Origin of the sequence: Flavobacterium proteolyticum, assembly GCF_015223105.1 — a bacterium.
Lineage (GTDB): Bacteria > Bacteroidota > Bacteroidia > Flavobacteriales > Flavobacteriaceae > Flavobacterium > Flavobacterium proteolyticum.
The window spans coordinates 360,552-380,984 of record NZ_JADFTZ010000002.1 but is presented as its reverse complement, the minus strand read 5'-3'; the positions used below and the strand labels follow the sequence as shown (position 1 = coordinate 380,984).

Here is a 20,433-nt window from a genome sequence, read left to right as displayed (position 1 = left end):
TTATTGAATTGATTTGTAAAGAATTATTCTTTTACTTCTTCTATTTTTTGATAAATATTTAAAAACGATTTTCTTGTCAGAAATTTTTATGATTTTTAAAAGAGAAGTTTCGTTCTTTTCATCATCATAAGTTAATGTGATTAAATTATCTGAAAAAAGATATTTTCCGGTCAAAATTATACCAACATCAAGTCTGATTTCCTCAACAAAACTTCCGTCATTATTAAAAGTAATACATCTTTCTTGAATAGTTGATATTGTTTTTTGTTCAGTTAGATTAGAACAAAATTTTCCTATCAAATCATTTTGGCTATATGATAAGGTTGAAAAAAGAAAAATTAAACAAAAGAATATTTTTCTCATAATTATTAATTTTGGACACTGAACTACATTCTCTGTCTCAAAGCTTCATACAAAAAAGCACCGCAAGCTACCGAAACATTTAATGATTCAATCGTGCCAAACATAGGTAATTTTGCTTTTTCATCTACAATTTTCAATACTGAAGGATTCACGCCTCGGTCTTCGCTACCCATAATAATCGCAACGCCTTCGTTGAAGTTGATGTTGTAAATGTGTTGCTCAGTTTTTTCAGTTGCAGCAACGGTTTTAATTCCAGAACCTTGCAAATAAAAAATCGCATCTTTAATATGGTCTACTTTACAAATAGGTACATTAAAAACAGCACCAGCTGAAGTTTTAACCGTATCACCATTCACAGGAGCCGAACCTTGTTTTTGGATAATGATTCCATCAACACCAGTACATTCTGCTGTTCTGATGATAGCACCGAAGTTACGCGCATCAGATAATTGATCTAAAATTAGGAATAAAGGTTTTTTACCACTTTCAATAACACTTTCCACCATAGTTTCTAATGCAACAAAAGAAATAGGAGCAATGGTTGCCACCGCACCTTGGTGATTATTTGGAGTTAATCGATTTAGTTTTTCAACAGGAACGTAGGAGAAGTTGATGTTATTTCTTTTCATTGTCTTCATCAAATCCTGCATCAAGTCGCCTTGTGCATCTTTTTGAACGAATACTTTATCAATTTCCTTTTTAGCGTTAATTGCTTCAATTATTGCTCTAATCCCGAATATTTGGTTGTCTTTTTCCATGGTGCAAAGATAGGATTTTAGTTTGATTTTTGGAGTGTTTCTGATTTAGTGAATTAGAAATTCGTTTTAAAACTTATATGCACAATAGAATTCGAAAGTTTTATCGCTTGTTCGCTCGTACTTCCATTAGCATAAACTAAATTGAACAAACCATTTTTGGTAAATAATCCAAATCCAAAACCTAAACCTAATAGTCGGTCTTCAATATTGGAAGTTTTGTCTTGGAAATAGCCGAAATCGGTAATGGAATGTAAATATAAATTAGAAGCTAATAAATAACGATATTCTGCTATGATTCCAGTGAAAGCATTGGCTTGTAAACTATTTTCATTAAAACCTCTAATCGAATTAATACCTCCAAATCGGAACAATTCGTTAATCACATAATCATCACTTTGTAAATAAAAAGTCTGATTTCGAACAAAAATACTGTTTTTGGAATTTAGATTGAAATTGTAATTCATGTCTAATTGTGTAAAAAACTGACTTGTTTTTTGAGATGCAATCGTTCGATTTCCTGTTCCAAATTTTACAAAAACTTTTGCTTTTTCGGGAAAAATAAAACTATCAAGGTTCAATTCAAGATGTTCAAAACTTGAAGTTAAAAAGGTGTTGGTAAAATCATTCAAACTAAATGAATTGGTATTTTGAATGTCAACAGAAGTAGTTTTTTGATAACCAATATAAGCTTTGGTGTTATACGAAAAATAGTAACCCAAATTCAAATCAGTCACAGTATTCTGAAAAGTGGAATCTTGTTTAAAAATTCTCAAATTGGCTTTTATTCCAACTGGTGTTTTAAAAATGTATGGTAATTCTGTTCCGATGTTAAACGAAGTTTGTCGGTTACCATCGTTTTTCCAATACAAATTGAATTTTTCTCCGGTATTTAAAATGTTCTGTAATTGTAAATCCAAGTAGCCGTTAAAAGTTAATTTGCTTTGGTCATCGTTTGAAAATCCTATAAAACCATCAAATTTATTGGGTTTCGATTTTTCAACGTAAACGAAAATCTTGGTGGAATCGGTGGTGAATAAAATTTCAGGATATTTGATTTGATTCACGAATTGTAATTTTTCAAAAGTATCGTTAATCTGTTTTAAGTTGTCTTGGTTGAAAGTGGCTTTTTTTGCTTTTTTGGTAATTGCTTTTTTTATTCCAGCTGGAAATTTATCGTAACCTACAATGACTAAATCGGTAATATTTCTTTTAGCATTGAGTTTTACTTGTAAATCGGAAATTAAATTATTTTCAATTCTTCGCTGATTGACTAACTGTAAGTTGGCAAGGGAATACCCTTTCTTTTCTAAAAGCGCAATTTTGCTCTTCATGAAATTTTCAACTTCACTAGTAGTTATAATTAAAGTGTCTTTTTCTAATTGCAATAACGATTTTTCTTCAGCAGAAAGTTTACCAACATATATGGTGTTGTTTTTTAGAGCATTTCCTAAACTGAATTTAAAAACAAAACTGCTGTCGTTCACTTTTTTCTGTTCTAATAACTGCCAATCAAAAAAACCTTGATTCGTTAACTTGTTTTCAAAACGTTTTTGTTCTTCTAAAATAGAAGCCACCGAAGCGTGTTTGTTTTCGTATTGCAAACTATCAATGGTTTTGTTTTCAACTTCAGAAGTTCCTTTTATGTTTAAATAGAAATTTTGTCCCAACGAAAATTGGAAGCAAAAAAACAGTAGTAAACCCAAGAGTAATTTCATAGCAGTAAAGAAACGAAAAAAAGTAAAATAAATTTTATATCTACTTTGTCATTCTGAACTTGTTTTAGAATTTAAAGAAACAATTCATGTGATTTTTTGATCTTTCTTTTTTGTAACTCAATACCAATCAAAATACTACAAAATTACAATTGCATTGAAAATTAATAAATTATGATTTGGAAAGTAAAAAATAATTCCTACATTTGCAACCCCGTAAAAAGCGGGAATTTTAAACAGTAAAAATTTTTAGTATTTAATTATGCCAACAATTCAACAATTAGTAAGAACAGGGAGAACCCAAATAACTAAGAAGAGTAAATCGGCTGCTTTAGATTCTTGTCCTCAAAGAAGAGGTGTGTGTACTCGTGTTTACACAACAACTCCTAAAAAACCAAACTCAGCAATGAGAAAGGTAGCTAGGGTTCGTTTAACAAACGGTAACGAGGTGAATGCATACATTCCTGGAGAAGGTCACAATCTACAAGAGCACTCGATAGTATTAGTTAGAGGTGGAAGAGTAAAAGATTTACCAGGTGTACGTTACCACATCGTACGTGGAGCATTAGACACTGCGGGTGTTGCAGGAAGAACACAACGTAGATCTAAGTATGGAGCAAAACGTCCAAAACCAGGACAAGCACCTGCACCAACTGGAAAGAAAAAGTAATTTAAAAATCTTTTAAAGAAAAGACATGAGAAAAAGAGCGGCCAAAAAAAGACCCCTTTTACCGGATCCGAAATTTAACGATCAGTTAGTAACACGTTTTGTGAATAACTTAATGTGGGATGGTAAAAAATCAACAGCTTTTAAAGTTTTCTATGATGCATTAGAAATCGTTGAAACTAAAAAGCAAGATGCAGAAAAAACTGCTTTAGAGATTTGGAAAGATGCATTAACAAATGTTATGCCTCACGTAGAAGTTCGTTCACGTAGAGTGGGTGGAGCTACATTCCAAATTCCAATGCAAATTCGTCCAGATAGAAAGATTTCTTATGCTATCAAATGGATGATTCTTTATGCAAGAAGAAGAAACGAAAAATCAATGGCAGGTAAATTAGCTTCTGAAATCTTAGCTGCGGCTAAAGAAGAAGGTGCTGCTGTTAAGAAAAGAATGGACACTCACAAAATGGCAGATGCTAATAAAGCATTCTCTCACTTTAGATTTTAATTCGTATAGAAATGGCTAGAGATTTAAAATATACAAGAAATATTGGAATTGCTGCTCACATTGATGCTGGTAAAACAACAACAACTGAGCGTATCTTATTCTATACAGGAAAATCACATAAAATTGGTGAAGTACACGATGGTGCTGCAACAATGGACTGGATGGCACAAGAGCAAGAAAGAGGTATTACTATTACTTCTGCTGCAACAACTTGTGAGTGGAATTTCCCAACAAACCAAGGTAAAATTTTACCTGAATCTAAACCGTATCACTTTAACATTATCGATACTCCTGGTCACGTTGACTTTACAGTAGAGGTAAACCGTTCGTTACGTGTATTAGATGGTTTAGTATTCTTATTTAGTGCGGTTGATGGTGTTGAGCCTCAATCTGAAACTAACTGGAGATTAGCAGATCAATATAGAGTTCCTCGTATGGGATTCGTTAACAAAATGGACCGTCAAGGTTCTAACTTCTTAGGAGTTTGTCAGCAAGTTAAAGATATGTTGAAGTCAAACGCAGTAGCGATTACTTTACCAATTGGTGAAGAGGCTGATTTCAAAGGAGTAGTTGACTTAGTGAAAAATCAAGCTATTGTGTGGCATGATGAAACACAAGGTGCTACTTTCGATATTATCGATATTCCTGCTGATATGGTTGACGAAGTAAAAGAGTACCGTTCAATTTTAATTGAAGAGATTGCTACTTACGACGAAAACTTATTAGAAAAGTATATGGAAGATGAAAACTCAATTACTGAGGAAGAAATCAACAATGCTTTACGTGCTGCTACAATCGACATGGCTATCATTCCTATGATTGCTGGTTCTTCTTTCAAAAACAAAGGAGTTCAATTCATGTTAGATGCAGTTTGTAAGTATTTACCATCTCCATTAGATAAAGAAGGTATCGAAGGAATTCATCCTGATGATGCTGATTTATTAGAAGAAGATCAAAAGAAAATTATCCGTCGTCCTGATACAAAAGAGCCTTTCGCGGCTTTAGCATTCAAAATTGCTACTGACCCTTATGTTGGTCGTTTAGCTTTCTTCCGTGCTTATTCAGGTCGTTTAGATGCTGGTTCTTACATCTTGAATACACGTTCAGGAAACAAAGAAAGAATTTCTCGTATCTACCAAATGCACGCTAACAAACAAAATCCAATCGAATTTATTGAGGCTGGAGATATTGGAGCTGCTGTTGGATTTAAAGATATCAAGACTGGAGATACAATGTGTGATGAAAAACACCCAATCATCCTTGAGTCTATGAAATTCCCTGATCCAGTAATTGGTATCGCGATTGAGCCTAAAACAAAAGCTGACGTAGATAAAATGGGTATGGCTTTAGCGAAATTAGCTGAGGAAGATCCAACGTTTACAGTTAGAACAGATGAGGCTTCAGGTCAAACGATTATTTCAGGTATGGGTGAGTTACACTTAGACATTCTTGTAGATCGTATGAAACGTGAGTTTAAAGTTGAGGTTAACCAAGGTGAGCCACAAGTAGAATATAAAGAAGCTTTCACTAAAGCGGCTCAACACAGAGAGGTTTACAAAAAACAATCTGGAGGTCGTGGTAAATTTGGTGATATCGTTTTCCGTTTAGAGCCTGCTGATTTAGTAGATGGTAAAGCTCCTATGGGATTACAGTTTATTAATGAAGTTAAAGGTGGTAACGTACCAAAAGAATATATTCCTGCTGTAGAAAAAGGATTCAGAGAAGCTATGAAGCAAGGTCCTTTAGCTGGTTATGCAGTTGATAGTTTAAAAGTTACTTTATTAGATGGTTCGTTTCACCCTGTGGATTCTGATGCATTGTCATTCGAATTAGCAGCTAAAATGGGTTATAAAGAAGTAGCTAAAGCTGCAGGAGCTGTTATTCTTGAGCCAATCATGAAAATCGAAGTTATTACTCCAGAAGAAAACATGGGTGATATCGTAGGTGACTTGAACCGTCGTAGAGGTCAAGTAAATGATATGGGTGATAGAAATGGTGCTAAAACTATCAAAGCTAATGTTCCTTTATCAGAAATGTTTGGTTATGTTACTACATTAAGAACATTATCTTCTGGTAGAGCTACATCTACAATGGAGTTCTCTCACTATGAAGAAACACCTTCTAACATTTCAGAAGCTGTAATCAAAAAAGCAAAAGGTAACGCTTAATTTTTAAAGAGATGAGTCAAAAAATCAGAATAAAATTAAAATCATACGATCATAACTTAGTAGATAAGTCTGCTGAGAAAATCGTTAAGACTGTAAAAAGTACAGGTGCTGTGGTAACGGGTCCAATTCCATTGCCTACTCACAAAAAGATTTTTACTGTATTACGTTCTCCACACGTTAACAAAAAATCAAGAGAGCAATTCGAATTAAGTTCTTATAAGAGATTGTTAGATATCTACAGTTCTTCTTCTAAAACTATCGATGCTTTAATGAAATTAGAGTTACCTTCAGGAGTTGAAGTAGAAATTAAAGTGTGATAAACACCATTGCAAAAAAGCAATGATTAAATAAAAAAAACCGTTAATGTGAAAGCATTACGGTTTTTTTCTTATCATTTTTAGCGGGTAAAATCTCCTTTTTTGAAGGAAATTTTACTTAACTATTTATTTTTGCGATAATTAAAAAATAATTTATATATTTGCACCCTCAAAATGAGTAGTGTGCAAATACTATTTGTATTATAAATAAGAGTTTAATTAATAATTAGTTTAATATGTCTGGGTTAATCGGAAGAAAAATTGGCATGACTAGCATCTTTGATGAGAACGGGAAAAATATTCCTTGTACTGTAATCGAGTGTGGTCCATGCGTTGTTACCCAAGTCAGAACCAATGATGTAGATGGCTATGAAGCTATCCAATTAGGTTTCGATGACAAAACTGAAAAGCATTCAATTAAAGCTGAGTTAGGTCACTTTAAGAAAGCTGGTACAGTTGCGAAAAAGAAAGTTGTTGAATTCAAAGGTTTTGAAACGGAGTACAAGTTAGGCGATGTAATCGCTGTTGACTTATTCGCTGAAGGTGAATTTGTTGATGTAATTGGGGTTTCTAAAGGAAAAGGATTCCAAGGGGTTGTTAAACGTCATGGTTTTGGCGGTGTTGGACAAGCAACACATGGTCAGCATAACCGTTTAAGAGCACCTGGTTCTGTAGGAGCTTCATCTTATCCATCTAGAGTATTCAAAGGAATGCGTATGGCTGGAAGAATGGGAGGAGATAATGTAACAGTACAAAACCTTAGAGTTTTAAAAGTAGTTGCTGAAAAGAACTTGCTTTTGGTTAAAGGAGCGATTCCTGGACACAAAAACTCTTATGTAATCGTTCAGAAGTAATGGAAGTAAAAGTTTTAGATATCAACGGAAAAGAAACTGGAAGAAAAGTTCAACTTTCTGATTCAGTTTTCGCAATTGAGCCAAACAAGCATGCGGTTTACTTAGATGTAAAGCAATATTTGGCTAATCAAAGACAAGGTACTCACAAAGCTAAAGAAAGAGCTGAGGTTGCAGGAAGTACTCGTAAAATCAAAAAACAAAAAGGAACTGGTACTGCTCGTGCAGGATCTGCTAAGAGTCCAGTTTTTAAAGGTGGAGGTACTATTTTTGGACCTAGACCAAGAAGTTATTCTTTTAAATTAAACAAAAACTTAAAAAGATTAGCTAGAAAATCTGCTTTATCTTTAAAAGTGAATGAGTCTAATTTGGTAGTGGTAGAAGATTTTACATTTGATACACCAAGCACTAAAAATTTCATTAACGTATTGAAAGCTTTAGGGTTAGAAAACAAAAAATCATTATTTGTGTTGGGTGATACAAATAAAAATGTATATTTGTCGTCACGCAATTTAAAAGCGTCTAGCGTTGTAACTACTTCGGAATTAAGTACTTATGCAATTTTAAATGCAAAAAGTTTAGTTCTTTTAGAGGGTGCAGTAGACGGAATTGAAGCTAATTTAAGTAAATAATAAGATTATGAGTATCATAATTAAGCCTATTATAACTGAAAAAATAACTAAAGATGGTGAAGTTTTTAACCGTTTTGGTTTTGTAGTTGCTAAAAATGCAAATAAAATTCAGATCAAAAATGCTATCGAAGCAGCTTATGGTGTGAATGTAGTTGCAGTTAATACAATGAACTACAGAGCTGATAGAAGTGTTAAATATACCAAAAGTGGTTTAATCAGTGGCAAAACAAATGCTTACAAAAAAGCAGTTGTTCAAGTACAAGAGGGAGAAACAATAGATTTTTATACTAATATCTAATAGAAAATGTCAGTTAGAAAATTAAAACCTATTACCCCGGGTCAGCGTTTTAGAGTTGTTAATAGCTTTGACACTATTACAACTGATAAGCCGGAGCGTTCATTAATTGCACCGAAAAAAAACTCAGGAGGTAGAAATAGTCAAGGAAAGATGACCATGCGTTATACAGGCGGTGGTCACAAACAAAAGTATCGTATCATTGATTTTAAAAGAGCTAAAGTTGGAATTCCAGCAACAGTTAAAACTATCGAGTACGATCCAAATCGTTCAGCTTTTATTTCATTATTGTACTATGCAGATGGAGCTAAAACTTACATCATTGCGCAAAATGGATTACAAGTTGGACAAACTGTAGTTTCAGGTGAAGAAGCATCTCCAGAAATTGGAAATGCAATGCCTTTAAGTAAAATTCCTCTAGGAACTGTTATTTCGTGTATCGAATTAAGACCAGGTCAAGGAGCTGTAATCGCTCGTTCAGCAGGAACTTTCGCTCAGTTAATGGCAAGAGATGGAAAATATGCTACAATTAAAATGCCTTCTGGAGAAACAAGATTAATCTTGTTAACTTGTATGGCTACAATCGGAGCAGTTTCTAACTCAGACCACCAATTAATCGTATCAGGTAAAGCTGGTAGATCAAGATGGTTAGGTAGAAGACCAAGAACAAGACCAGTAGCAATGAACCCAGTTGATCACCCAATGGGAGGTGGTGAAGGACGTTCATCTGGAGGTCACCCACGTTCAAGAAAAGGTTTACCTGCTAAAGGTTATAGAACTCGTTCTAAAGTTAACCCGAGTAATAAGTATATTGTAGAACGTAGAAAGAAATAATTAGATAGACATGGCACGTTCATTAAAAAAAGGACCATTCGTTCACTATAAATTAGAGAAGAAAGTTCAAGAAAATATCGCAGGTGGTAACAAAGGTGTTGTAAAGACTTGGTCTAGAGCATCTATGATTACTCCAGATTTTGTTGGGCAAACTATCGCAGTTCACAATGGTCGTCAATTTGTTCCAGTATATGTAACTGAGAACATGGTAGGACACAAATTAGGAGAGTTTTCACCAACAAGATCTTTTAGAGGTCATGCTGGGGCTAAAAATAAAGGTAAAAAATAATAGGAAGCTATGGGAGTTCGTAAAAGAGAAAGAGCAGAGCAGACTAAAGAGGCTAAAGCACAAGTGGCTTTCGCTAAATTAAATAACTGCCCTACTTCACCTAGAAAAATGCGTTTAGTTGCAGATTTAGTTAGAGGTCAGAAAGTAGAAATGGCTCTTAATATATTAAGATTTAGTCAAAAAGAAGCTTCAAGAAAATTAGAGAAATTGTTGTTATCAGCAATTAATAACTATCAGCAAAAAAATGCTGATGCTAATTTAGAAGAAGCTGGCTTATTTGTAAAAACGATTACTGTAGATGGTGGAATGATGTTAAAAAGACTTCGTCCAGCTCCACAAGGTCGCGCACACAGAATTAGAAAGCGTTCTAACCACGTAACAATCGTGTTAGGATCAAATAATAACACACAAAGCAATTAATAAACAGTATGGGACAAAAGACAAATCCAATCGGAAATAGACTTGGTATCATCAGAGGATGGGACTCAAACTGGTATGGAGGAAATGATTACGGTGATAAAATCGCTGAAGATGCTAAAATCCGTAAATACATCCATGCACGTTTATCAAAAGCTAGTGTATCAAAAATAATTATCGAGAGAACTTTAAAACTTGTAACCGTTACTATCACTACTGCTAGACCTGGTATCATTATCGGAAAAGGTGGTCAAGAGGTAGACAAGTTAAAAGAAGAACTTAAGAAAATTACTGACAAAGAAGTTCAAATCAACATCTTTGAAATCAAAAGACCTGAGTTAGATGCTTACTTAGTAGCAACTTCTATCGCTCGTCAAATCGAAAGCAGAATCTCTTACAGAAGAGCTATTAAAATGGCTATTGCTGCTGCAATGAGAATGAATGCTGAAGGTATCAAAGTTATGATTTCTGGACGTTTAAACGGTGCTGAAATGGCACGTTCTGAACACTTCAAAGAAGGTAGAATTCCTTTGTCAACTTTCAGAGCTGATATTGATTATTCATTAGCTGAAGCACATACTACTTATGGTAGAATGGGTATCAAAGTATGGATAATGAAAGGTGAGGTTTATGGAAAAAGAGATCTTTCTCCGTTAGTAGGTATGGACAAACAAAAGTCTAAGCCTTCAGGATCTTCTGCTCCTAAGAGAGATGGTAAACCAAACGCACGCAAAAGAAAGTAATTATTTAAACTAAAGAAAAATGTTACAGCCTAAAAGAACAAAATACCGTAAGGTACAGAAAGGAAGAATGAAAGGCGTTTCTCAAAGAGGACACGAGCTTTCAAATGGAATGTTTGGTATTAAATCTTTAGATTCTTCATTTATTACTTCTCGTCAAATTGAAGCAGCTCGTATCGCAGCAACACGTTTCATGAAAAGAGAAGGTCAATTATGGATCAAAATATTTCCAGATAAGCCTATTACAAAGAAACCATTAGAAGTACGTATGGGTAAAGGTAAAGGTGCAGTTGAATATTGGGCTGCAGTTGTTAAACCTGGTAAAATTATGTTTGAAGTTGGAGGTGTGCCTCTATCAGTAGCAAAAGAGGCTTTACGTCTTGCTGCTCAAAAACTTCCTGTTAAAACTAAGTTTATCGTTGCTAGAGATTTCGAAGCATAATCAAAATTTATTATGAAACAATCAGAAATTAAAAATCTATCTGCAGCTGAGTTACAAGAACAACTTAGTCAGTTAAAGAAAACGTATACCGACCTAAAAAATGCTCATGCAATATCTCCAATTCAAAATCCTCTTCAGTTAAGAACTTTAAGAAGATCAGTTGCGAGATTACACACAGAGTTAACTAAAAGAGAGTTACAATAATTGTACACTAGCTGAAAGATGGAAAAAAGAAATTTAAGAAAAGAGAGAATTGGTGTGGTGACTTCAAACAAAATGGAGAAATCTATTGTTGTGTCACAAACTACAAAAGTGAAACACCCATTATACGGTAAGTTCGTGTTGAAAACTAAGAAATATGTTGCACACGACGAAACAAACGATTGTAACATTGGAGATACTGTAAGAATTATGGAAACACGTCCATTAAGTAAATCTAAATGTTGGAGATTAGTTGAAATCATTGAAAGAGCGAAGTAATTATGGTACAACAAGAGTCAAGATTAAAAGTAGCAGATAACACAGGAGCGAAAGAAGTTCTTACGATCCGTGTTTTAGGAGGAACGAAACGTCGTTATGCCTCTGTTGGTGACAAAATTGTAGTTTCAATTAAAGATGCAACTCCAAACGGAAACGTTAAAAAAGGAGCAGTATCAACTGCAGTAGTTGTACGTACCAAAAAAGAAGTGAGAAGAGCTGATGGATCTTACATCCGTTTTGACGATAACGCATGTGTATTGTTAAACGCTGCAGGAGAAATGAGAGGAACTCGTGTTTTTGGTCCGGTTGCCAGAGAACTTCGTGAAAAACAATTCATGAAAATTGTATCATTAGCACCTGAAGTGCTTTAATTCTTATACAAATGATAAAGCTAAAAATTAAATCAGGAGATATCGTAAGAGTTATTGCTGGAGACCACAAAGGTTCTGAAGGTAAAGTTCTTAGAGTTCTTCGTGAGAAAAACAAAGCGGTTGTTGAAGGAGTTAACATGGTTTCGAAACATACAAAACCAAGTGCTAAAAACCCTCAAGGAGGAATCGTTAAGAAAGAAGCTCCTATTCATGTGTCTAACTTGTCTTTAATTGACCCAAAGTCAAAAGAAGTAACTAAAGTTGGTTTCAAACAAGAAGGAGACAAGAAAGTGAGATTTTCAAAAAAATCTAATCAAGTACTATAGTTATGGCATATATTCCTAGACTAAAAGAAGAATATAAGAGTAGAGTTATTGCTGCTCTTACAGAAGAGTTCGGTTACAAAAATGTAATGCAAGTTCCTAAACTTGAGAAAATTGTTGTAAGCCGTGGAGTTGGTGCAGCTGTATCTGATAAAAAATTAGTAGATTACGCTGTTGAAGAATTAACAAAAATTACTGGGCAAAAAGCAGTTGCTACTATTTCTAAAAAAGACGTTGCGTCTTTCAAATTAAGAAAAGGTATGCCAATTGGTGCTAAAGTAACTTTACGTGGAGAAAGAATGTATGAATTCTTAGATAGATTGATTACTTCATCTTTACCACGTGTAAGAGACTTCAACGGAATCAAATCAACTGGATTTGATGGTAGAGGAAACTACAATTTAGGAGTGTTAGAACAAATCATTTTCCCAGAAATTGATATTGATAAAGTAAATAAAATTGCTGGTTTTGATATTACTTTTGTAACTTCTGCTGAAACAGACAAAGAAGCAAAAGCATTATTAGCGGAATTAGGATTACCTTTTAAAAAGAATTAAGACATGGCTAAAGAATCAATGAAAGCCCGTGAGGTGAAAAGAATTGCATTAGTAGAAAAGTATGCTGAGAAAAGAAAAGCTTTAAAAGAAGCTGGTGATTTCGAAGGTTTACAAAAATTACCAAAAAATTCTTGTCCAGTTAGAGTACACAATCGTTGTAAATTAACAGGTAGACCAAGAGGGTATATGCGTCAGTTTGGTATTTCTCGTGTAACATTCCGTGAAATGGCAAATCAAGGATTAATTCCAGGTGTTAAAAAAGCATCTTGGTAATTCCAAAAAAAGTTATTACTTTTGCAATCCAAAAAATAAGTTTAATTGGTTAAAGGTTCAATCCGCTGAGGGCGGATTGAAAACCATAACCGCAAATCTATACATATGTATACAGATCCAATTGCCGATTATCTAACGCGTGTTAGAAATGCAGTAAGAGCCAACCACAAAGTGGTTGAAATTCCTGCTTCTAATATGAAGAAAGAAATCACAAAGATTTTATTCGATCAAGGATATATCTTAAGTTACAAATTTGATGATTCTACTGTTCAAGGTACAATCAAAATTGCGCTTAAATATGATAAGGACACGAAAGAGTCTGTAATCAAAGATATCCAAAGAATTAGTAAACCAGGTTTACGTAAATATGCTGGTTCATCAGACTTACCAAGAATCTTGAATGGTTTAGGTATTGCTATTGTTTCTACATCAAAAGGATTGATGACAGGAAAACAAGCTAAGCAATTAAATGTTGGTGGAGAAGTAATTTGTTACGTATATTAATAAAAAGACGAGACAATGTCAAGAATAGGTAAAAATCCAATTGCAATTCCGGCTGGAGTAACTGTAGAAGTTAAAGATGCTGTAATTACAGTAAAAGGAAAATTAGGCGAGCTTACTCAAGAATTTTCTGATGTAACCGTTAAAATCGAAGATAACCAAGTTATCGTTGAACGTTCATCTGATTATAAAACTGAGAGAGCGAAACACGGACTTTATCGTGCATTAATCAACAATATGATTGTTGGTGTTTCTGAAGGTTTTACAAAAGAATTAGAATTAGTTGGAGTTGGATATAGAGCTTCTAATCAAGGTCAAAAACTTGATTTAGCTTTAGGTTTCTCTCACAATATCGTTCTAGAAGTTGTAAAAGAAGTTACTGTTGAAACAGTATCAGAAAAAGGTAAAAATCCGATAGTGAAATTATCTTCATTCGACAAACAATTATTAGGTCAAGTAGCTGCGAAGATCAGAGGTTTCCGCAAACCTGAGCCATATAAAGGAAAAGGAGTTAAGTTTGTAGGAGAAGAACTAAGAAGAAAAGCAGGTAAATCAGCTTAAAAATTAAGACTATGTCATTAACAAAATCTGAAAGAAGACAAAGAATTAAGTTCAGAATCAGAAAGATTGTAAGCGGAACTGCTGCTCAACCAAGACTTTCTGTATTCAGAAGTAATAAAGAAATCTATGCTCAAATCATAGATGATGTAAACGGTACAACTTTAGTTGCTGCTTCATCGAGAGATAAAGAAGTTGCTCAAGGAACTGCTGTTGAAACTGCAAAAGCAGTTGGTAAATTAGTTGCTGAAAAAGCTCTTAAAGCAGGTATCACTACAATCTCTTTTGATAGAGGTGGGTATTTATACCATGGACGTGTGAAATCATTAGCTGAAGGAGCTAGAGAAGCTGGACTTAAATTCTAAGAAATTATGTATCATAATTATAAAAACGTAGAGATTGTAAAACCAGGAGGTCTTGAATTAAAAGATCGTTTGGTGAGTGTAAATCGTGTTACTAAAGTTACTAAAGGAGGTAGAGCATTTGGTTTCTCTGCTATCGTAGTAGTTGGTGATGAAAACGGAGTAGTGGGTCATGGATTAGGTAAATCTAAAGATGTTTCTGAAGCAATCGCTAAAGCGGTGGAAGATGCTAAGAAAAACTTAGTTAGAATTCCTCTTCAAGGACAATCTGTTCCTCATGAGCAAAAAGGTAAATTTGGTGGTGCTAGAGTATTCTTAATGCCTGCTTCTCACGGTACTGGAGTTATTGCTGGTGGTGCTGTTCGTGCGGTATTGGAGTCAGTTGGTGTTCACGATGTATTATCTAAATCGCAAGGTTCATCTAACCCTCACAATGTGGTAAAAGCAACTTTTGATGCTTTATTACAAATGAGAAGTGCTGCTACTGTAGCTAAACAAAGAGGAGTATCTTTAGAAAAAGTATTCAAAGGTTAATTAACAGGAAATCATGGCAAAATTAAAAGTAAAACAAGTAAGAAGTAAAATCAATTGTCCTCTTGATCAAAAGAGAACTTTGGAAGCTTTAGGTCTTCGTAAAATGGGACAAGTTGTTGAGCATGATGCAAATCCTGCTATCCTTGGAATGGTAAATAAAGTTAAACACTTAGTTTCTGTTGAAGAAACTAAATAACACTATACAGTTATGAATTTAAGTAACTTACAACCAGCTGAAGGTTCAGTTCACAACCAAAATAAAAGAGTAGGTAGAGGAGAGGGTTCTGGTAAAGGTGGTACTGCTGCACGTGGTCACAAAGGAGCTAAGTCTCGTTCTGGATACTCTAAGAAAATTGGTTTTGAAGGAGGTCAAATGCCACTTCAAAGACGTGTTCCTAAGTTTGGTTTCAAGAACATCAATAGAGTAGAATATCAAGGTATTAATCTTGATTCGTTACAATTATTAGTAGATAACGGTGTAGTAACTGATACAGTTGATTTTTCTGTATTTGTAGATACTCGTTTAGCTACAAAAAATAGCTTAGTAAAGATTTTAGGAAGAGGTGAGCTAAAAACAAAACTTAAAGTAAGTGCTCACAAATTTACTGCATCTGCAAAAGCGGCTATCGAGGCTGCTGGTGGAGAAGCTGTAACTTTATAATCCTTTAGTAAAATGAAGAAATTTATAGATTCATTCATCAACGTTTGGAAAATCGAAGAGTTAAAAAATCGTATTTTATTAACTCTTGGATTATTATTAGTGTACCGTTTTGGTGCGCAAGTAACCCTTCCGGGGATTGATGCTACTAAATTAACAAATCTTACAAACCAAACTGATGAAGGTATCGGATGGTTAATCAATGTATTTACAGGAGGTGCGTTTTCGCAAGCTTCTGTATTTGCATTAGGTATCATGCCATACATATCAGCTTCTATCGTAGTTCAATTAATGGGAATTGCGGTACCATATTTACAAAAATTACAAAAAGACGGTGAAAGTGGTAGAAAGAAAATTAACCAAATTACAAGATGGTTAACAATCTTAATTACTTTAGTTCAAGGTCCAGGTTATATTTATAACTTGTACAGAACATTACCTGGTGAAGCATTTATGTTAACTGGGCCAACTTTCATTTACTCTTCAGTTCTTATCTTAGTAACTGGAACTATTTTTGCAATGTGGTTAGGAGAAAAAATTACTGATAAAGGTATTGGTAATGGTATCTCTTTATTGATAATGGTAGGTATTATTGCAAGAATGCCACAAGCTTTTATTCAAGAGTTTTCATCTAGAACTTCTCAGGCAAATGGTGGAGTTATGATGATTGTAATTGAATTAATACTTTGGTTCTTAGTGATAATTGCATGTATTTTATTAGTAATGGCTGTAAGAAAAATTCCAGTACAGTATGCAAGACGTACCGTTTCTGGGGATTTTGAAGAAGACATGATGGGTGGTAACAGACAGTTTATCCCATTAAAGTTAAATGCATCAGGTGTTATGCCGATCATTTTTGCTCAAGCTATTATGTTTATTCCTGCTGCTGTTTCTGGTTTGGCTAAAGAATCAGATACTGCACTTTCTATTGCAGGAATGTTCAACGATCCATTCGGTTTAGTATATAATATTGTTTTTGCTTTGTTAATCGTAATTTTTACGTACTTTTACACCGCAATTACAGTGCCTACTAATAAGATGGCTGATGATTTAAAAAGAAGTGGTGGTTTCATTCCGGGTGTTAAACCAGGTGTTGAAACTGGAGATTACCTAGATAAAATTATGTCTTTAATTACTTTTCCAGGTTCGTTATTTCTTGCTTTAGTAGCTGTGTTCCCAGCTATTGCAGTAAGTTTACTTGGAGTACAAGGTGCTTGGGGTTATTTTTATGGTGGTACTTCTTTACTAATCATGGTTGGAGTTGCAATAGATACTATTCAACAAATAAATTCTTATTTATTGAATAAACACTATGATGGTTTGATGAAAAGTGGTAAAAATAGAAAAGCAGTAGCTTAATTTTTATGGCAAAGCAATCAGCAATAGAACAAGACGGAACAATTATTGAAGCATTATCAAATGCTATGTTTCGTGTAGAATTAGAAAACGGGCACGTTGTAATTGCTCATATCTCTGGTAAAATGCGTATGCATTACATTAAGTTGTTGCCAGGTGACAAGGTTAAACTTGAGATGAGCCCTTACGATTTGTCTAAAGCAAGAATTACTTATAGATACTAAAGCTATTAAAATGAAAGTAAGAGCATCAGTTAAAAAGAGAAGTGCCGAGTGCATTATTGTACGTAGAAAAGGAAGATTATACGTTATTAACAAAAAGAATCCTAGATTTAAACAAAGACAAGGATAATTATGGCAAGAATTGCAGGGGTAGATATACCTAAACAAAAGAGAGGAATCATTGCTTTAACATACATTTTTGGTATTGGTAAAAGCAGAGCTAAAGATATTTTAGCTAAAGCTCAAGTGAGCGAAGACAAGAAAGTTCAAGATTGGAATGATGACGAAATCGGAGCAATCCGTGACGCGGTATCATACTACAAAATTGAAGGTGAATTGCGTTCAGAAGTTCAATTAAACATCAAACGTTTAATGGATATCGGATGTCAAAGAGGAATTCGTCACAGAGCTGGACTTCCATTAAGAGGTCAAAGAACTAAAAACAACTCTAGAACTAGAAAAGGTAAGAGAAAAACTGTTGCTAACAAGAAAAAAGCAACTAAATAATAAGTAATAATATGGCTAAAACAACTGCAAAAAAACGTAAAGTTATCGTTGAATCTTCGGGAGAAGCACATATTAATGCTACTTTTAACAACATCATCATTTCTTTAACAAACAAGAAAGGTGAAGTAATTTCTTGGTCTTCAGCTGGTAAAATGGGCTTTAGAGGTTCTAAAAAGAATACTCCTTATGCAGCTCAAATGGCAGCAGAAGATTGTAGTAAAGTAGCTCTTGAAGCTGGACTTAAAAAAGTGAAAGTTTATGTGAAAGGTCCAGGTAATGGTAGAGAATCTGCTATTAGATCAATCCATAACTCAGGAGTTGAAGTTACTGAAATCATTGATGTAACTCCAATGCCTCACAACGGATGTCGTCCTCCGAAAAGAAGAAGAGTATAATTTAAGTATAACACGGGTAGGTTTAAAATTATCGAAGGATATAGACCTGAATTCATAATTCCTACCTTTTTTAATTTTTTAAAATGGCAAGATATACTGGTCCAAAAACAAAAATTGCTCGTAAATTTGGCGAAGCAATCTTCGGAGATGATAAAGCCTTCGAAAAAAGAAATTACCCTCCAGGGCAACATGGTTTAGCTAAAAAGAGAGGTAAAAAATCTGAATATGCTGTTCAGTTAATGGAAAAGCAAAAAGCTAAATATACTTATGGTATTTTAGAAAAACAATTCAGAAACTTATTCAAAAAAGCATCTGCTGCTTCTGGAGTAACAGGTGAAATTTTATTACAATTATGTGAAGCTCGTTTAGATAACGTAGTTTACAGAATGGGTGTTGCTCCATCCCGTAGAGCTGCTCGTCAAATTGTATCTCACAGACACATCACTGTTAATGGTGAAGTAGTTAATGTACCTTCTTACCACCTAAAACCGGGTGATAAAGTTGCTGTACGTGAAAAATCAAAATCTCTTGAAGCTATTGACCGTTCTTTAGCTGCATCTTCTCAAGTTTATGAGTGGATTACTTGGAATAATGATACTAAAGAAGGAACTTTCGTTTCTGTTCCTCAAAGACTTCAAATTCCAGAAAATATTAAAGAACAACTAATCGTTGAGTTGTATAACAAATAATAATTGACATTAGTCGAAATATGGCAATATTTAATTTTCAAAAGCCCGATAAAGTTATCATGATCGATTCTACGGATTTCGAAGGTAAATTTGAATTTAGACCTTTGGAACCTGGTTACGGATTGACTGTTGGTAATGCACTTAGAAGAGTTTTGCTATCTTCTCTTGAAGGATATGCAATTACATCAGTAAGAATTGAAGGTGTAGAACATGAGTTCTCGACAATCTCTGGTGTTGTTGAAGATGTTACAGAAATTATTTTAAATCTAAAACAAGTACGTTTCAAGCGTCAAATTGAAGATATTGATAATGAGTCTGTTTCTATCTCTCTTTCGGGGAAAGACAAGATTACTGCAGGTGATTTTCAAAAATTCATCTCTGGTTTTCAAGTTTTAAATCCAGATTTAGTTATCTGTAATTTAGACAGTAAAACAGCTATCAATATGGAACTTTCTATCGAAAAAGGTAGAGGTTATGTTCCTGCTGAAGAGAACAAAAAATCAAATGCTCCAATAGGAACTATTTTTACAGATTCTATTTACACTCCAGTAAAGAATGTAAAATATGCTATTGAGAATTTCCGTGTGGAACAAAAAACAGACTACGAAAAATTAGTTTTTGAAATCATTACAGATGGTTCTATCCATCCTAAAGATGCATTAACTGAAGCAGCTAAGACGTTAATCCACCATTTTATGTTGTTCTCTGACGAAAGAATTACTCTTGAGGCAGATGAAATTGCTCAAACTGAGTCTTATGATGAAGAATCACTTCACATGAGACAGTTATTGAAAACTAAATTAGTTGATATGGACTTATCTGTTAGAGCATTAAATTGTTTAAAAGCGGCTGAAGTTGATACATTAGGTGATTTAGTATCTTTCAACAAGAACGACTTAATGAAGTTCCGTAATTTTGGTAAAAAATCATTAACTGAATTAGATGAGTTAGTGGCTAATAAAAACCTAACTTTTGGAATGGATTTAACTAAATACAAGTTAGATAAAGAATAATTGCTTCATATTTTGCGCTCCGAAAAGGATTGATGCAAGATGAAGATAAATAATAGACGTCATGAGACACGGAAAAAAATTCAATCATTTAAGTAGACAAAAAGGACATAGAGCTGCTATGTTAGCTAACATGGCTTGTTCTTTAATCGAACATAAACGTATCAACACTACTGTTGCTAAAGCGAAAGCTTTAAAACAATTTGTTGAACCATTAGTTACAAAATCAAAAGAAGATACTACTCACAATCGTCGTATTTGTTTTTCTTACTTAAGAAACAAATATGCAGTTACAGAACTTTTCAGAGAAGTTGCTGCTAAAGTAGGTGACCGTCCAGGAGGATACACTCGTATCATCAAGTTAGGAAACCGTTTAGGAGATAACGCTGATATGGCAATGATTGAGTTAGTAGATTTCAACACATTGTACAATGGTGGTAAAAAAGAAGTTAAGAAAACGACTCGTCGTGGAAAAGCTAAAAAAGCTGAAAGTGCTACACCAGAAGCTCCAGCTGCTGAAACTTCTGAAAATACTGAAGCTACAGAATAATCATGATACCATTCATGTAAAAATAATAAGGATAGACTTTTTTAAGTTTATCCTTTTTTTTTGGTTTTACGATTCAAACAGTTGAAAAAAACAACTTT

Annotated in this window: 35 protein-coding genes; 32 read left to right on the top strand and 3 right to left on the bottom strand. The window is 34.0% G+C overall.

Going from position 1 to position 20,433, the window contains the following annotated elements:
- Genes IM755_RS07210 through IM755_RS07200 form a run of 3 tightly spaced genes read right to left on the bottom strand, consistent with a single transcriptional unit; the run spans position 1 to position 2,788 of the window.
- Positions 1 to 363 (bottom strand): hypothetical protein, encoded by a 363-nt coding sequence (locus IM755_RS07210; RefSeq protein ID WP_194095220.1) that lies wholly within the window; start codon positions 361 to 363, stop codon positions 1 to 3.
- Between the two features lie 23 nt (positions 364 to 386).
- Positions 387 to 1,121, bottom strand: a complete 735-nt coding sequence (gene rlmB, locus IM755_RS07205; protein ID WP_194095218.1) for a 23S rRNA (guanosine(2251)-2'-O)-methyltransferase RlmB — start codon at positions 1,119 to 1,121, stop codon at positions 387 to 389.
- Positions 1,122 to 1,174: 53 nt separating this feature from the next.
- Positions 1,175 to 2,788, bottom strand: a complete 1,614-nt coding sequence (locus tag IM755_RS07200) for a BamA/TamA family outer membrane protein (RefSeq protein WP_228063912.1) — start codon at positions 2,786 to 2,788, stop codon at positions 1,175 to 1,177.
- Positions 2,789 to 3,095: 307 nt separating this feature from the next.
- Between IM755_RS07200 and rpsL the strand changes: the two genes are divergently transcribed.
- The 32 genes from rpsL to rplQ all read left to right on the top strand — a co-directional run bounded on the left by rpsL (position 3,096) and on the right by rplQ (position 20,335).
- Positions 3,096 to 3,503 carry a 30S ribosomal protein S12 gene (rpsL, locus tag IM755_RS07195; protein ID WP_026725646.1) on the top strand — a complete coding sequence of 136 codons (408 nt, stop codon included), beginning with the start codon at positions 3,096 to 3,098 and terminating at the stop codon, positions 3,501 to 3,503.
- 25 nt (positions 3,504 to 3,528) lie between these two features.
- Positions 3,529 to 4,005, top strand: a complete 477-nt coding sequence (gene rpsG / locus IM755_RS07190; protein WP_026725645.1) for a 30S ribosomal protein S7 — start codon at positions 3,529 to 3,531, stop codon at positions 4,003 to 4,005.
- Between the two features lie 11 nt (positions 4,006 to 4,016).
- A complete protein-coding gene (gene fusA, locus IM755_RS07185; protein WP_194095214.1) occupies positions 4,017 to 6,173 on the top strand; it encodes an elongation factor G in 2,157 nt (718 codons plus the stop codon).
- 11 nt (positions 6,174 to 6,184) lie between these two features.
- Positions 6,185 to 6,490, top strand: a complete 306-nt coding sequence (rpsJ, locus tag IM755_RS07180) for a 30S ribosomal protein S10 (RefSeq protein ID WP_009779180.1) — start codon at positions 6,185 to 6,187, stop codon at positions 6,488 to 6,490.
- 236 nt (positions 6,491 to 6,726) lie between these two features.
- Complete coding sequence (rplC, locus tag IM755_RS07175) at positions 6,727 to 7,344, top strand: 50S ribosomal protein L3 (RefSeq protein ID WP_194095212.1); 618 nt, start codon at positions 6,727 to 6,729, stop codon at positions 7,342 to 7,344.
- Positions 7,344 to 7,973 (top strand): 50S ribosomal protein L4, encoded by a 630-nt coding sequence (gene rplD / locus IM755_RS07170; RefSeq protein WP_194095210.1) that lies wholly within the window; start codon positions 7,344 to 7,346, stop codon positions 7,971 to 7,973. The genes rplC and rplD overlap by 1 nt, the downstream gene beginning before the upstream one ends.
- 7 nt (positions 7,974 to 7,980) lie before the next feature.
- The gene (rplW, locus tag IM755_RS07165) at positions 7,981 to 8,271 is read left to right on the top strand and encodes a 50S ribosomal protein L23 (RefSeq protein WP_194095209.1); all 291 of its coding nucleotides are present in this window, start codon (positions 7,981 to 7,983) and stop codon (positions 8,269 to 8,271) included.
- 6 nt (positions 8,272 to 8,277) lie between these two features.
- The gene (gene rplB, locus IM755_RS07160) at positions 8,278 to 9,102 is read left to right on the top strand and encodes a 50S ribosomal protein L2 (RefSeq protein ID WP_026725640.1); all 825 of its coding nucleotides are present in this window, start codon (positions 8,278 to 8,280) and stop codon (positions 9,100 to 9,102) included.
- 10 nt (positions 9,103 to 9,112) lie between these two features.
- Complete coding sequence (rpsS, locus tag IM755_RS07155; RefSeq protein WP_073583326.1) at positions 9,113 to 9,391, top strand: 30S ribosomal protein S19; 279 nt, start codon at positions 9,113 to 9,115, stop codon at positions 9,389 to 9,391.
- Positions 9,392 to 9,400: 9 nt separating this feature from the next.
- Positions 9,401 to 9,811 carry a 50S ribosomal protein L22 gene (rplV, locus tag IM755_RS07150; RefSeq protein ID WP_194095206.1) on the top strand — a complete coding sequence of 137 codons (411 nt, stop codon included), beginning with the start codon at positions 9,401 to 9,403 and terminating at the stop codon, positions 9,809 to 9,811.
- Between the two features lie 8 nt (positions 9,812 to 9,819).
- Positions 9,820 to 10,551, top strand: a complete 732-nt coding sequence (gene rpsC / locus IM755_RS07145) for a 30S ribosomal protein S3 (RefSeq protein ID WP_194095197.1) — start codon at positions 9,820 to 9,822, stop codon at positions 10,549 to 10,551.
- 19 nt (positions 10,552 to 10,570) lie between these two features.
- Positions 10,571 to 10,990 (top strand): 50S ribosomal protein L16, encoded by a 420-nt coding sequence (rplP, locus tag IM755_RS07140; RefSeq protein WP_008254483.1) that lies wholly within the window; start codon positions 10,571 to 10,573, stop codon positions 10,988 to 10,990.
- A gap of 12 nt (positions 10,991 to 11,002) precedes the next feature.
- Positions 11,003 to 11,194, top strand: coding sequence for a 50S ribosomal protein L29 (rpmC, locus tag IM755_RS07135; protein ID WP_073583320.1), 192 nt, complete (start codon positions 11,003 to 11,005; stop codon positions 11,192 to 11,194).
- A gap of 18 nt (positions 11,195 to 11,212) precedes the next feature.
- Positions 11,213 to 11,470, top strand: a complete 258-nt coding sequence (gene rpsQ / locus IM755_RS07130) for a 30S ribosomal protein S17 (RefSeq protein WP_026725636.1) — start codon at positions 11,213 to 11,215, stop codon at positions 11,468 to 11,470.
- A 2-nt stretch (positions 11,471 to 11,472) separates the two neighbouring features.
- Positions 11,473 to 11,841 (top strand): 50S ribosomal protein L14, encoded by a 369-nt coding sequence (rplN, locus tag IM755_RS07125; RefSeq protein ID WP_007803649.1) that lies wholly within the window; start codon positions 11,473 to 11,475, stop codon positions 11,839 to 11,841.
- A gap of 11 nt (positions 11,842 to 11,852) precedes the next feature.
- Positions 11,853 to 12,167, top strand: a complete 315-nt coding sequence (rplX, locus tag IM755_RS07120; protein WP_026725635.1) for a 50S ribosomal protein L24 — start codon at positions 11,853 to 11,855, stop codon at positions 12,165 to 12,167.
- A gap of 2 nt (positions 12,168 to 12,169) precedes the next feature.
- Positions 12,170 to 12,721, top strand: coding sequence for a 50S ribosomal protein L5 (gene rplE, locus IM755_RS07115; RefSeq protein ID WP_194095195.1), 552 nt, complete (start codon positions 12,170 to 12,172; stop codon positions 12,719 to 12,721).
- 3 nt (positions 12,722 to 12,724) lie between these two features.
- Positions 12,725 to 12,994: a 30S ribosomal protein S14 gene (gene rpsN / locus IM755_RS07110; RefSeq protein WP_014387709.1), complete on the top strand. Its 270-nt coding sequence runs from the start codon at positions 12,725 to 12,727 to the stop codon at positions 12,992 to 12,994.
- Positions 12,995 to 13,099: 105 nt separating this feature from the next.
- Positions 13,100 to 13,498, top strand: a complete 399-nt coding sequence (gene rpsH / locus IM755_RS07105; RefSeq protein ID WP_026725633.1) for a 30S ribosomal protein S8 — start codon at positions 13,100 to 13,102, stop codon at positions 13,496 to 13,498.
- 15 nt (positions 13,499 to 13,513) lie between these two features.
- Complete coding sequence (rplF, locus tag IM755_RS07100) at positions 13,514 to 14,056, top strand: 50S ribosomal protein L6 (RefSeq protein ID WP_194095193.1); 543 nt, start codon at positions 13,514 to 13,516, stop codon at positions 14,054 to 14,056.
- An 11-nt stretch (positions 14,057 to 14,067) separates the two neighbouring features.
- Positions 14,068 to 14,418, top strand: coding sequence for a 50S ribosomal protein L18 (gene rplR / locus IM755_RS07095; RefSeq protein WP_194095191.1), 351 nt, complete (start codon positions 14,068 to 14,070; stop codon positions 14,416 to 14,418).
- Between the two features lie 6 nt (positions 14,419 to 14,424).
- A complete protein-coding gene (gene rpsE / locus IM755_RS07090; RefSeq protein WP_035693159.1) occupies positions 14,425 to 14,949 on the top strand; it encodes a 30S ribosomal protein S5 in 525 nt (174 codons plus the stop codon).
- A 13-nt stretch (positions 14,950 to 14,962) separates the two neighbouring features.
- Entirely contained in the window at positions 14,963 to 15,145 is a 183-nt protein-coding gene (gene rpmD, locus IM755_RS07085) for a 50S ribosomal protein L30 (protein ID WP_111566953.1), read from the top strand.
- A 12-nt stretch (positions 15,146 to 15,157) separates the two neighbouring features.
- Positions 15,158 to 15,610, top strand: coding sequence for a 50S ribosomal protein L15 (gene rplO, locus IM755_RS07080; RefSeq protein ID WP_073583310.1), 453 nt, complete (start codon positions 15,158 to 15,160; stop codon positions 15,608 to 15,610).
- Positions 15,611 to 15,622: 12 nt separating this feature from the next.
- On the top strand, positions 15,623 to 16,966 hold the full coding sequence (gene secY / locus IM755_RS07075) for a preprotein translocase subunit SecY (RefSeq protein WP_194095189.1): 1,344 nt from the start codon (positions 15,623 to 15,625) through the stop codon (positions 16,964 to 16,966).
- Positions 16,967 to 16,971: 5 nt separating this feature from the next.
- A complete protein-coding gene (gene infA, locus IM755_RS07070; protein ID WP_026725626.1) occupies positions 16,972 to 17,187 on the top strand; it encodes a translation initiation factor IF-1 in 216 nt (71 codons plus the stop codon).
- 10 nt (positions 17,188 to 17,197) lie between these two features.
- Positions 17,198 to 17,314 (top strand): type B 50S ribosomal protein L36, encoded by a 117-nt coding sequence (ykgO, locus tag IM755_RS07065; protein ID WP_002987490.1) that lies wholly within the window; start codon positions 17,198 to 17,200, stop codon positions 17,312 to 17,314.
- Between the two features lie 2 nt (positions 17,315 to 17,316).
- Complete coding sequence (gene rpsM / locus IM755_RS07060; RefSeq protein WP_073583306.1) at positions 17,317 to 17,691, top strand: 30S ribosomal protein S13; 375 nt, start codon at positions 17,317 to 17,319, stop codon at positions 17,689 to 17,691.
- 11 nt (positions 17,692 to 17,702) lie between these two features.
- Positions 17,703 to 18,086 carry a 30S ribosomal protein S11 gene (rpsK, locus tag IM755_RS07055; RefSeq protein WP_111566950.1) on the top strand — a complete coding sequence of 128 codons (384 nt, stop codon included), beginning with the start codon at positions 17,703 to 17,705 and terminating at the stop codon, positions 18,084 to 18,086.
- Positions 18,087 to 18,169: 83 nt separating this feature from the next.
- A complete protein-coding gene (rpsD, locus tag IM755_RS07050) occupies positions 18,170 to 18,775 on the top strand; it encodes a 30S ribosomal protein S4 (protein WP_194095187.1) in 606 nt (201 codons plus the stop codon).
- Between the two features lie 20 nt (positions 18,776 to 18,795).
- A complete protein-coding gene (locus IM755_RS07045; RefSeq protein WP_194095178.1) occupies positions 18,796 to 19,788 on the top strand; it encodes a DNA-directed RNA polymerase subunit alpha in 993 nt (330 codons plus the stop codon).
- 61 nt (positions 19,789 to 19,849) lie between these two features.
- On the top strand, positions 19,850 to 20,335 hold the full coding sequence (gene rplQ, locus IM755_RS07040; protein ID WP_194095176.1) for a 50S ribosomal protein L17: 486 nt from the start codon (positions 19,850 to 19,852) through the stop codon (positions 20,333 to 20,335).
- Positions 20,336 to 20,433: the final 98 nt, after the last annotated feature.